We start from the raw sequence: 11,647 nt of genomic DNA, 5'->3' as shown, positions 1-11,647 counted from the left end.
AATCGGGCACTTTTTGCGCTCTCGCGGGAGGGTTAGACGTCGATGCGATCGCGGGAGAGCTTATCGGAGCTGTCGATGATGAACTCCTTGCGCGGGGCCACATCGTTACCCATGAGCAGTTCGAACACCTTGCCGGCCGCCTCGGCATCGTCGACGCGCACCCGGCGCAGGGTGCGGTGGGCGCGTTCCATGGTCGTTGTCGCGAGCTGGTCGGCATCCATTTCGCCGAGGCCCTTGTAGCGCTGGATCGGGTCTTGGTAGCGGCGATTCTTCTTCTCGAGCGCCGTCAACACCGCGTGCAACTCGGTTTCGGAATAGGTATAGATGGTCTCGTTGGGCTTCGAGCCCGGGTTCATCACGATCACCCGGTGCAGTGGCGGCACCGCAGCGAACACGCGGCCCTCGGTGATCATCGGGCGCATGTAGCGAAAAAACAGGGTGAGCAGCAGGGTGCGAATATGGGCGCCGTCGACATCGGCGTCGCTCATGATGATGACTTTGCCGTAGCGCGCCGCCGACAGGTCGAAGCTGCGCCCGGAGCCGGCACCGATCACCTGGATGATCGAGGCACACTCGGTGTTGGAGAGCATGTCCGAAACGGATGCCTTCTGCACGTTCAGAATCTTGCCGCGGATCGGCAGCAGCGCCTGATGCTCACTGTCGCGCGCGAGCTTGGCGGTGCCGAGCGCCGAGTCGCCCTCGACGATGAACAGCTCACTCGTGGACACGTCGTTGCTGCGGCAATCGACCAGCTTGGCCGGCAGGGAGGAACTCTCCAGGGCGTTCTTACGCCGCTGGGTTTCCTTGTGCGCCCTGGCGGAGATGCGCGACTTCATTTCGGCGACGATCTTGTCGAGCAACAGCGCTGACTGGGTTTTATCGTCACGTTTCGGCGACGCGTACCGCTCCGCCATGGCCTTGGCGACAACGTTGGCAACGATCGCCCGCACCGCCGGCGTGCCGAGCACCTCTTTCGTCTGGCCCTCGAACTGCGGTTCGGGCAGGCGCACGGTGAGCACGACGGTGAGGCCGGCCATCACGTCGTCCTTCTCGAGCTTGTCGCTGCCGACCTTGAGCCGGCGGGCATTCAGCTCCAGCTGACCGCGCAGAAATTTAAGCAGCCCGGCGTCGAAGCCGGCCTGGTGCGTGCCTCCCTTCGGCGTGGCGATGATGTTCACGAAACTCTGCACGATCGTGTCGTAACCGGTCCCCCAGCGCAGGGCGATATCCACCTCGCAGTCGCGCACGAGTTCGGTGGGTACCATGGCGCCCTTGTCGGTGAGCACCGGTACGGTTTCGCTGAAGGTGCCGCTGCCGGTCAGCCGCCAGGTGTCGGTGATCGGGGCATCCGTCGCAAGATGCTCGACGAATTCGCTGATCCCGCCATCGAACTGGAACAGGCTGACCACCTGCTCGTCGGTGCGCCGGTCTGCGACCTCGATTGCCAGGCCCGGAACCAGGAACGCCGTCTGCCGGGCCCGGTTCAGTACCTCGTCGGTCTGAAAGGCTGCACCTTTGGTGAAAATCTGCCGGTCGGCCCAATAGCGGATGCGGGTTCCCGTGACGCCGCGCTTGACCTTGCCAATCACCCGCAGCTCGCTCTGGTTCTCAAACGGAGTGAACGGGGCGTCCGGACTTTTCTCCCCTGTGTCGGCGAACAGGCCGGGCTCTCCGCGGTGGAAGGACATGGCCCAGGTCTTGCCGTCCCGGTCGACCTCGACATCGAGACGTTCGGACAGGGCGTTGACGACGGATGCTCCGACCCCGTGCAATCCGCCGGACGCGGCATAGGATCCGCTGCCGAACTTGCCGCCGGCATGCAGTTTGGTGAAGACGACCTCGACGCCGGTCAGGCCGGTCTTGGGTTCGATATCGACCGGGATACCGCGGGCCGTGTCGCGCACCTCGACGCTCTGATCGGGGTGCAGCTCGATATTGATGCTCGCGCCGTGGCCACCGAGGGCCTCGTCAACCGAGTTGTCGATGATCTCCCACAGGCAGTGCATCAGACCGCGAGAGTCGGTCGAGCCGATGTACATGCCGGGGCGTTTGCGTACTGCCTCCAGTCCTTCGAGGACGGATAGGTGGCGCGCAGAATAGTCAGAACTCACAACAACCAAGAATACCGGGGCCAACCGGGGTGCCTTCGCGCATCGCCTGCCGCCCCTCGCGTCTCGCTCGGGTAACAACTGAGCAACACGGCTACGCGGTGAGCGAAATACCACCCAATCACCACGTAAACCCAGCCAGGCCGTGTTTACATTAGTCAAAGGGTTCAAGCAATAAAGTCTGGAGGAGGAGAATATGTCCCAGATCGCCACCGAAAATGGTGCTGTAGACAACGGTGCTGAGGACAAGCAGGGCGCCCCCCACCAGCTCACAGCAGCCGACCGCTGCGATGCCTGTGGTGCCCAGGCCTACATTCGCGTCGTCGTGAAGAACAGCGAGTTGCTGTTCTGTGCTCACCACGGCCGCAAGCACCAGGAGAAGCTCGCTAGCATTGCCGAGAGCTGGCACGACGAGTCAAGTCGTCTACTCGAAGACCAGCGTTCCTAGCTGGTCAATAATCTCGTTCGGCTCGAGCTGACGAAAGAACGGATGCCGCACGCGCGGCTGGCTCAGGCCAGTCTCGGGTGCGGTTTCCTCGTTAACGCCCGGCCGGCTGCTATTCGGTCGGCTGCCCGAGCCGCTGCGCAACCTGGTTGCGCGCGGTGCGCGCCGTCTCATCGACGGACTCGGCCACAGCGCCGCGGGTATAGACGAGACCGCGGCGACGGAATGCCGCCTCGAGCAGGTGATCGGCCAGCCCGGGGTTTCTGGCCAGAACGGGTCCGTGCAGGTGGGTGCAGAAGACCTCGCCCATGGTCAGGCCCTCGATCTGCGGTCCGCTCGCCGGAGCATCCGCATTGCCTGTGCCATGGAGCACCCGGCCCAGCGGGCTCGCCCCAGCGCCGACATAGTCGCGGGCGTGGTTCTCGAACCCGATCAGCCGCCCAAACTTTGACGACACGATGATGTCGTCGGTGGCGCGTTTCGTGCGGGGAACGGCGTGGCCCGCGACCAGTCCGAGTCCCTCGATTACGCTTCCGCCAGCGAGGTCTATCCCCCAGCTGATCAGCTCCCATCCGGTGCCGACGGCCAGAATGGGCACGCCGGAATTCGACCAGACTCTCAGGTCTTCCAGCACGGTGCGCAGGGCATCCCTCGCGGGCAGCAGCGCAGCATCCGTTCCCGATCCGATCGACACGGCGTCGACGTGTTCGGGCAGATCGGCCCGGGTATGCACGTCGACGACTCGCGCTTCGCGGCTGCTCCACCGGGCGCGTTGGGCGAACACGCGAGCGTTGCCGGCATCACCGTTGGTGTCGAGGAGACGAGGCAGCAGCGAGACCACCGTGAAGGGGCGCTCAATCGACGTGGCGGTCATTTACGATTCCTCAACGTTGGAGACGAGGCCGAGGTGGGCACGGGTGCGCCGCATGCCGTCAGCCGAGAAGATGATCGTTTTCACCCCGGACACGGGATCCGGCAGTGCCAGGAAGGCATCCAGCGCGGTCGGGACGTCGGATTCGATGCGATCGACCGCCACGCCGTCGTAGGCCAGCTGCAGGGCGATGTCGTGCGCCTTCAGACCGGAGGCGATCAGCACGTGGCCGAGCCCCGAGGTATCGACCGGCCAGAAATAGGAGGGATCCCGCACATCGGAGCCGATGATCACGATGATCTGCTCCGTGCCGGCCTCGAGGCTGTCAACGTTGAGCTGAAAGCTCGACGGGTTTTGCACGAGCACGAATTCGATCATTTTACCGCCGACGGTGACGACTTCGCCGCGACCGAAGACGGCCGGCATCGCCGAGAGTGCGGCACAGGCGGTGGCCGGGTTGAAAGTCTCCCCCAGCGTGGCCTCGGCGGCGCCGAGCGCGGTCAGAGCATCAACGGCGTAGTGGATGCCGCGGGCCGGCAGTGCAATGCTGTGGCTGCCGCCGTTGGAAGGGAAATCCACTTCGGCAGTTCGCCCCGCCATTCCGGTCAGTTGGAGTCCCCTTCCAGCGGGCAGACGCGATTCGGCGGTGTCGGCGTAGCCCAGGCCCCGAGGGTGCCGCGTGAGAACGTCGGCGGTGACGCCATAGCGGGACACCCGTATGCTCGGTTCGAGCCTGGAGCCGACGTCGGTGAGGTAGCGGTCGTCGGCATTGAGAACCACCGTTTCAGTGGCGCGGGCAGCGATCTTGCCGAGCAGGGCCGCGACCATCTCTGAGTCGTGGAACCGGTCGATCTGGTCGACCATGACGTTGGTGAGGGCGACAACGCGCGGGCTCAGCGACCCGGCGATCAAGGCACCGTGCCCTTCATCCATTTCGAGAACGGCAACGTCACCGGCGATGCGCCCGGTCAGAGTGACTCGTTCAAGCAGTGCGCTGGTCAAACCCTGGCTGATATTGGCCGTCGACTGGTTGGTGAACACGGTCAGGCCGTGCGCCCGCAGAATGGCCACGAGCATCTTGGTCGTCGTCGACTTGCCGCTCGAACCGGTCACGATGACCAGACCGAGCGGAAAGCCGTTGAGGGTGTCGGCCAAAAAACGAGGCGCGATGCGGTTGACGACGACGCCGGGGATGGCCGAGCCACCACCCGGTTTGCGCCAGCGGGCTAGAACCCGCACCGCTCGACCAATCAGAATCGCCGGAGCGTACTTCACCGACGTCACGAGAGCAGAGTCATGATCCGGGACCGCCGTGTCAACGCCACTCTTTACTCGAGGTAGTCGCGTAGGGACTGCGACCGGGACGGGTGGCGCAGCTTGGCCATCGTCTTGGACTCGATCTGACGGATGCGTTCACGCGTGACACCGAAGGTGTCACCGATCTGGTCCAGTGTCTTGGGCATGCCGTCGCCGAGGCCGAAGCGCATTCGAATGACGCCGGCTTCGCGCTCGGAGAGCGAATCGAGCAGGCTCTCGAGCTGCTTCTGCAGCATCGTGAAACCGACGGCATCCGCTGGTACAACGGCCTCGGTGTCTTCGATGAGGTCGCCGAACTCGCTGTCGCCATCTTCACCGAGCGGGGTGTGCAGGGAGATTGGCTCGCGCCCGTATTTCTGTACCTCGACGACCTTTTCCGGCGTCATGTCGAGTTCGCGGCTGAGTTCTTCGGGCGTGGGTTCACGGCCGAGGTCTTGCAGCATCTGCCGCTGCACCCGGGCGAGCTTGTTGATGACCTCGACCATGTGCACCGGAATACGGATGGTGCGGGCCTGGTCGGCCATGGCGCGGGTGATCGCCTGACGAATCCACCAGGTGGCGTAGGTGCTGAACTTGAAGCCCTTGGTGTAGTCGAACTTCTCGACGGCGCGGATGAGCCCGAGGTTGCCCTCCTGGATCAGGTCGAGAAACTGCATGCCTCGACCGGTGTAGCGCTTAGCCAGCGAGACGACGAGGCGGAGGTTGGCACCGAGCAGGTGGCTTTTGGCGCGGGCGCCGTCCTTGGCGACCCACTGCAACTCGCGGCCGAGCGCGTTTTTCTTCTCGACATCGGTCATGACCGACAGCTTGTCCTCAGCGAACAGGCCGGCCTCGATGCGCATGGCCAGTTCGACCTCTTCGGCAGCGTTCAGCAGGGCGACCTTACCGATTTGCTTGAGGTAGTCCTTGACCGGGTCGGCCGTCGCGCCGGTGATGGCGCTCGAGTAGACCGGAACCTCATCGTCGTCGTCAACCAGCGACAGCACGAGGGCGCCGCTCGGTAGTGGCTCGGTCGAGGCCGGGCGCTTGGTGCCTTCGTCGTCTGAGTCGTCTTCCTCGCCGTCCGGCGCGGTGTCGACGTCGGCTTCATCGTCTTTCTTGACGACCTTGGCCTTGGTGACGCGCTTCTTGGGAGCAGGCTTGTCGACGCCAGCTGCGGTGGCCGCGGACTTCTTCGTCGCGGCGGCCTTGGCTGCTGGAGTCTTGGTGACGGTCTTCTTGACCGTCGTCGTGGGCGCCTCGTCGGTCGCCTCGGTGTTTACGGTGGTTGCCATTGGAGCACCTCTCATGCGGAGTCTTACCTGCTTCTGTGCGACGAGTGACGGCGCCAGATGCGTTTTTGGGCAGAACTTGGACCCATGTCAAGCCCAGGGATGCCCAAACCAACACTGTAAGTACCACACGGTGTAGAGATGCCCCGGACCAGAACGGGTCCTAGAATAATTATTGCACGGTTTGTCTGGACGACAAGCCACGCCACGCAGTACGATCATCCGTTACGTCGTTTCCAGGCGCGTGATAGTGCAACCCAGATGGGCGCCACCTCTATTCCCTCATCGCGGGAGAGCTGGCGACGGGTGCGGCGGCGGGCGTGCAGCAGAAATACGACTCCGATGCCGACCACGAGGTATTGCACCGAGAACGCCACCCGGAAGGCATCGAGGGCGTACAGGTCGCTGGTCGCTCCCCCGGCGACCTTCCATCCGTTTTGCAGGTCGAGCAGGAGCCCCACCAGATACATCGTGACGAAACTCGCGGTAAACCCGCCGACGTTGACCACACCGTTTGCCGAACCGAGACTGCGTTGCGGGTTGAAGGTGCGGGCAAAATCAAAGCCGATGAGCGAACCTGGCCCGCCGATGCCGAGTACCACGAGCAAAAGCACAATAGTCCAGAGTGGCGGAACACCCGGCCAGAGTAGAACGAGCGCCCAGGCGGCGGCTATGCCCGCGACTATTCCCAGCACGATATTGCTGCGGCGCAGGGGATGACGTGCCGTCAGCAGGCCGAGAATCGGCCCGAACACGAGCCCGGCCCCGACCAGCACTGTCAGCATGGCGGCAGCGAAGGCCGGTTCGTAGCCGAGGCCGAAAACCATGAACGGATAGCCCCAAAGCAGGCTGAACACGGTGCCGGCGGACTGCGTCACATAGTGCGACCAGAACCCGAGCTGGGTGCCTGGACGTTTGAAACTGTGCCGCAGCTGGGTCAGCGCGATGGCCAGGCTGTTCGTCCTGACCTGCTCGGACAGGTCGCTGGGGCGGTCCCGCACAAAGATGACGACCACGATCAGGGCGATGACGGCGACGGAGGCGGCCGAGAGAAAAGCCGGCACCCATCCGCTCGTGTGCAGCAGCCAGGCCAGGGGGACTGCGGATAGAACCTGGCCGAGCTGGCCGATATTGCCCATCCATTGGGACAGCAGCGGAACGATGCGTCCGCTGAACCACGAGCTGATCAGGCGAATCATGGAGATGAAGATGGTCGCATCGCCCGCGCCCACGAGAATACGCCCCACGACGGCAAGGGTGATGTCCGGTGCGAGCGCGAGGGTGATCTGCCCGATCACCATGAGTGCCGTGCCGGTGATCATGAGCACCCGCGGCCCAAAACGATCAATCAGAACGCCGACCGGGATCTGTGCCGCGGCATAGACCAGGAGTTGCACAACGGCCAGGCTCGAGAGCACGGCAGCTGAGCCGCCGAAACGCTCAGTCGCTGCCACCCCCGCAATGCCCATCGAGGTGCGCTGCAACACGGCGGACAGATACGCGAACGATCCGATGACAAAGATCAGGGTGGATCGACGGGAGTTCACTTGTCCCAACTTACCGCGCTTGCGCCTGCCCCGGTTTCGGAACGCCCCGCCGGTACTTGTCGTTAAGCCGACGGGCCGTCGTCGCGGCTGCGACGCAGCGCCAGGAAATTCTCCAGTTCGGCGGCGATTTCGTCGGCCGAGGGCAGTTCGCCGTCTTCATCGGTCAGCGGCGACCGTAATGTGCTGCCCTCCATGTAGGCGTCATAGCGTTGCTCCAGGGTGCCAACGAGCTTGGCCAGTTCGGGGTTATTCCGAACCTGGTCGTCGATGCGGGCGACGAATTCACGGTTGGCTTCGCGCAGACGATCGGTGGGGAAGATCAACCCGGTCGACGCGCTCGTGCTCTCCAACGCGCTCAGTGCTGCGGCAGGAAACTCGGCGTCGCCCAGGTAGTGCGGCACCAGCAGAACGTAGCCGACCGCCCCGGCACCGCGCTCCTGCAGCCGAAATTCAAGCAGGTGCAGCACGTTGGCCGCGACCTGCGTGTGCGGCCGCCACACCGACCGATTCTCGATCAGGTCGGAGCGATTGCCGCTCACCGTGACGCCGATCGGACGGGTGTGCGGAACCGGCATCGGGATGGCGTGTACCCAGGTGGTCGAGGTAACGGTGAACCGGTCCACCAGCTGCATCACGGCGGCCGTGAATTGTTCCCAGCGAAAGTCGGGCTCGAACCCGGCCAGGAACAGGAATGGCTGCCCGATTTCGTCACGAGCCAGATACAAGCGCAGTGACGGCGGCTGATAATTGGTCAGGTGGTCTTGATCGAAGTAGATGATCGGGCGTCGCGCTCGGTAATCCAGCAGAGCGTCGGTGTCGAACGACGCGACAACGGTGTGCTCGAGGGTGGTGAGGAGATACTCAGTGAATTGCGCGACCGCACCACCGGCATCCGCGAAGCCGGTCAGCCCCGAGACCAGGTGTAATCCCTCTGGAACGCCATCGGCGTCAGAGGTCAGTTCGTACAGCTCAGCAGGGTCTAACATTCCTTAACTCTAATCCGCACTGCCGTTTTTGGGGGGCTTCTGACGGAGTGCCGAGAGCGAACACCTCGCGCGCTGGGGCTGCCGGCCACCGGCGATCCTGCACCCGGTGGCTACCATCGAAGTATGACCGTTCCCGCCCTGTCCCTGTCCACCAAGTCCGCCGGCGACTCTCCCGCCGCGATTCTCATCGTCGCTGCCCAACAAACGGATGACGGTGTGCGCCTCATCACGACCGGAAGCGACACGCTGATGGCCGCGATCACAGCCCAGCTTCCGTTGCTCGGTGTGACCGGCGCCCGCGATGAGGTCGTGCGGCTGGTCACTGATGACGGTTCGCCGCGCGCGATCGCGATCGTTGGACTCGGACGTACCGTCGATACCGATGCCTTAAGGCACGCTGCCGGTTCCGCGGTTCGTCAGCTGACCGGCGTCGGTGCCGTCGCCTTCGCCATTTCGTTGACCGATGCCGATCAAGTCGAGGCCGTGCTCGAGGGCGCAGCTCTTGGCGGCTACTCCTACACCGCGTATCGACACAGCTCGCTCGCCGCGGCCAAGCTTCCGGCGTCGAGTGTGGTCGTGCACACCGGGGTTGCGGCACCCAACGCCATTGCGCGGGCCAGCGCGAGCGCCGAGGCGATCCGCCTGGTGAAGGACCTCGTGAACATGCCCCCCCTCGACCTCTACCCCGCCTCGCTCGCCGACGCAGCGGTTGAGGCCGCCACCGGTCTGCCGATTGATGTGACGGTCTGGGACGAGCAGCAGCTCGCGGCCGACGGCTTCGGCGGTATCGCCGGCGTCGGTGCTGGGTCCACTCGCCCGCCGCGCCTGGTCAAGCTCAGTTACACGCCGGCCGGAGCAGACAAGCACCTCGCCCTCGTGGGCAAGGGCATCACCTTTGACACCGGCGGACTCTCGCTCAAGCCGCCGGCATCCATGGTCGGCATGAAATACGACATGACCGGTGCGGCCACCGTGCTCGCCGTTGTGCTGGCCGCCGCGAGACTCGAGCTTCCCGTGCGCATCACCGCGTGGATGTGCATCGCCGAGAACATGCCCTCCGGTTCGGCCATCCGCCCCAACGATGTGCTGCGCATGCGCGGCGGACGCACCGTCGAGGTGCTCAACACCGATGCCGAGGGTCGCCTCGTACTCGCCGACGGTCTGGTCGCCGCTGCCGAAGAACAGCCAGACGCGATCATCGACGTCGCCACCCTCACCGGAGCCGCCGTCGTCGCTCTCGGCACCCGGTATTTCGGAACAATGGGCGATGATGCCCTGGTGCAGCGGGTTCTCGCTGCCAGCGCTGCCGTCGGTGAGGCAGCCTGGCCGATGCCGTTCCCCGATGAGCTGCGCGCCAGCCTCAACTCCGATGTGGCTGACATCGCCAACGCCAAGATCGGCAGCACCGCCGGCGGCATGCTGCTGGCCGGCGTGTTTCTGCGGGAATTCATCGGAACGGATGTGAGCGGAACGACGATCCCCTGGGCTCACCTCGACATCGCCGGGCCTGCGCAGAACTCGGGAGCGGGGTGGGGATTCACCGCGGCCGGACCGACTGGGGTATCCGTTCGGACACTCCTCCGACTGGCCGAGGACTTTTCACGCCCGTAGTACAGTCGTAGAGGCAAGAAAAAGCTTGTCAAACCACGTGGCCGATCAGCACAATTTCATCGGCCGTCGTGACAAAGCGTTAAGCGCGAGGGAGTAGCTGAGTGTCGGAACAGAATTTTGACATTGTCGTTCTCGGTGGCGGAAGCGGTGGATACGCAGCAGCGCTGCGCGCCGTGCAGCTGGGATTCACCGTTGGTCTGATCGAGAAGGGCAAACTCGGCGGCACCTGCTTGCACGTCGGCTGCATTCCGACCAAGGCTCTCCTGCACTCGGCTGAGGTCGCCGATGTCAGCCGCGAAGCGGCCAAATACGGTGTCAAGACCGCGTTTGAGGGCATTGACATGGCAGCGGTCACCGCGTTCCGCGAGGGCATCGTCGCGAGCAAGTACAAGGGCCTCCAAGGCTTGGTCAAGGCTCGCGGCATCACCGTGATCGAGGGTGAAGGCCACCTGGTCTCCCCCACGACCGTTCAGGTCGGTGAGGACACGATCGTCGGCAAGAACGTCATTCTCGCGACCGGCTCCTACGCCCGTTCGCTGCCCGGCCTCGAGATCGGCGGCCGCGTAATCACGAGCGAGACCGCGCTCGCCCTGGACTACGTACCCAAAAAGGTCGCCGTGCTCGGCGGCGGCGTCATCGGTGCCGAGTTCGCGAGCGTCTGGAAGTCCTTCGGCGCCGACGTCACGATCATCGAAGCGCTCCCGCACCTCGTTCCGAACGAGGAAGAGTCCATCTCCAAGCAGCTGGAACGTGCCTTCCGCAAGCGCGGCATCGAGTACTCCCTCGGCATCCGCTTTCAGAGTGTCACGCAGAGCGACTCCGGCGTCGTCGTCACCCTGGAAAACGGGGCAACGGTTGAGGCCGACCTTCTGCTCGTCGCTGTCGGCCGCGGCCCGGTTACGGCCGGACTCGGCTTCGACGAGGTCGGCGTCACCATGGATCGTGGGTTCGTTATCACCGATGAGCGTCTCGCCACGAACATTCCCGGCGTCTACGCCGTCGGCGACATCGTTCCCGGCCTGCAGCTAGCCCATCGCGGTTTCCAGCAGGGCATCTTCGTCGCCGAAGAAATCGCCGGACTGAATCCGATCATCGTCGAAGACATCAACATTCCCAAGGTCACCTACTGCGACCCCGAGGTTGCATCCGTCGGCTACAGCGAAGCTAAAGCTGCCGACAAGTTCGGTGCCGACCAGATTTCGACCTACGAGTACAACCTCGGCGGAAACGGCAAGAGCTCGATTCTCGGTACCGCCGGGTCGGTCAAGCTCGTTCGAGTCAAGGACGGCCCCATCGTGGGCATCCACATGATCGGTGCCCGCGTCGGCGAACTCATCGGCGAAGGCCAGCTCGTTGTGAACTGGGAAGCGTACCCGGAGGACATTGCTCCGTTCCTGCACGCCCACCCGACGCAGAATGAAGCGATGGGTGAGGCCTTCCTGGCTCTCGCCGGCAAACCGCTTCACGCGATGTAGTCGGAATCCCATTCTT

General features: G+C 64.1%; 9 protein-coding genes. 3 read left to right on the top strand and 6 right to left on the bottom strand.

Annotated elements, in window-relative coordinates:
- Positions 1 to 32: 32 nt before the first annotated feature.
- The gene (locus E3T43_RS05250) at positions 33 to 2,111 is read right to left on the bottom strand and encodes a type IIA DNA topoisomerase subunit B (protein ID WP_134471612.1); all 2,079 of its coding nucleotides are present in this window, start codon (positions 2,109 to 2,111) and stop codon (positions 33 to 35) included.
- A 193-nt stretch (positions 2,112 to 2,304) separates the two neighbouring features.
- Here E3T43_RS05250 and E3T43_RS05245 point away from each other — a divergent pair, with 193 nt between their 5' ends.
- A complete protein-coding gene (locus E3T43_RS05245; protein WP_166791241.1) occupies positions 2,305 to 2,556 on the top strand; it encodes a hypothetical protein in 252 nt (83 codons plus the stop codon).
- 109 nt (positions 2,557 to 2,665) lie between these two features.
- On the opposite strand, the gene E3T43_RS05240 is transcribed toward E3T43_RS05245, so the two are convergent.
- The 5 genes from E3T43_RS05240 to E3T43_RS05220 all read right to left on the bottom strand — a co-directional run bounded on the left by E3T43_RS05240 (position 2,666) and on the right by E3T43_RS05220 (position 8,545).
- Positions 2,666 to 3,427, bottom strand: a complete 762-nt coding sequence (locus E3T43_RS05240; protein ID WP_134471611.1) for a type 1 glutamine amidotransferase — start codon at positions 3,425 to 3,427, stop codon at positions 2,666 to 2,668.
- On the bottom strand, positions 3,428 to 4,708 hold the full coding sequence (locus E3T43_RS05235; RefSeq protein WP_134471610.1) for a MurT ligase domain-containing protein: 1,281 nt from the start codon (positions 4,706 to 4,708) through the stop codon (positions 3,428 to 3,430). It abuts the gene before it with no gap.
- Between the two features lie 44 nt (positions 4,709 to 4,752).
- Positions 4,753 to 6,030, bottom strand: a complete 1,278-nt coding sequence (locus E3T43_RS05230) for an RNA polymerase sigma factor (RefSeq protein ID WP_134471609.1) — start codon at positions 6,028 to 6,030, stop codon at positions 4,753 to 4,755.
- A gap of 200 nt (positions 6,031 to 6,230) precedes the next feature.
- Positions 6,231 to 7,559, bottom strand: coding sequence for a nitrate/nitrite transporter (locus tag E3T43_RS05225; protein WP_134471608.1), 1,329 nt, complete (start codon positions 7,557 to 7,559; stop codon positions 6,231 to 6,233).
- 62 nt (positions 7,560 to 7,621) lie between these two features.
- Positions 7,622 to 8,545 (bottom strand): proteasome assembly chaperone family protein, encoded by a 924-nt coding sequence (locus tag E3T43_RS05220; RefSeq protein ID WP_134471607.1) that lies wholly within the window; start codon positions 8,543 to 8,545, stop codon positions 7,622 to 7,624.
- Positions 8,546 to 8,668: 123 nt separating this feature from the next.
- On the opposite strand from E3T43_RS05220, the gene E3T43_RS05215 reads away from it, so the two are divergent.
- Both E3T43_RS05215 and lpdA read left to right on the top strand, forming a co-directional pair.
- Positions 8,669 to 10,156: a leucyl aminopeptidase gene (locus E3T43_RS05215; protein ID WP_134471606.1), complete on the top strand. Its 1,488-nt coding sequence runs from the start codon at positions 8,669 to 8,671 to the stop codon at positions 10,154 to 10,156.
- 101 nt (positions 10,157 to 10,257) lie between these two features.
- The gene (lpdA, locus tag E3T43_RS05210) at positions 10,258 to 11,631 is read left to right on the top strand and encodes a dihydrolipoyl dehydrogenase (protein WP_134471605.1); all 1,374 of its coding nucleotides are present in this window, start codon (positions 10,258 to 10,260) and stop codon (positions 11,629 to 11,631) included.
- The last annotated feature ends 16 nt before the right edge of the window (positions 11,632 to 11,647 follow it).

This window comes from Cryobacterium sp. Hh7 (assembly GCF_004403155.1).
In the GTDB taxonomy this organism is placed as follows: Bacteria; Actinomycetota; Actinomycetes; order Actinomycetales; family Microbacteriaceae; genus Cryobacterium; species Cryobacterium levicorallinum.
Note: the sequence above shows the minus strand (reverse complement) of the source record. Positions and strands in the feature narration are given on the sequence as shown.

Coding starts and splice junctions, on each gene's coding strand:
- E3T43_RS05245 (WP_166791241.1), top strand. CDS start 2,305: ATGTCCCAGATCGCCACCGAAAATGGTGCTGTAGACAACGGTGCTGAG.
- E3T43_RS05240 (WP_134471611.1), bottom strand. CDS start 3,427: ATGACCGCCACGTCGATTGAGCGCCCCTTCACGGTGGTCTCGCTGCTG.
- E3T43_RS05230 (WP_134471609.1), bottom strand. CDS start 6,030: ATGAGAGGTGCTCCAATGGCAACCACCGTAAACACCGAGGCGACCGAC.
- E3T43_RS05220 (WP_134471607.1), bottom strand. CDS start 8,545: ATGTTAGACCCTGCTGAGCTGTACGAACTGACCTCTGACGCCGATGGC.
- E3T43_RS05215 (WP_134471606.1), top strand. CDS start 8,669: ATGACCGTTCCCGCCCTGTCCCTGTCCACCAAGTCCGCCGGCGACTCT.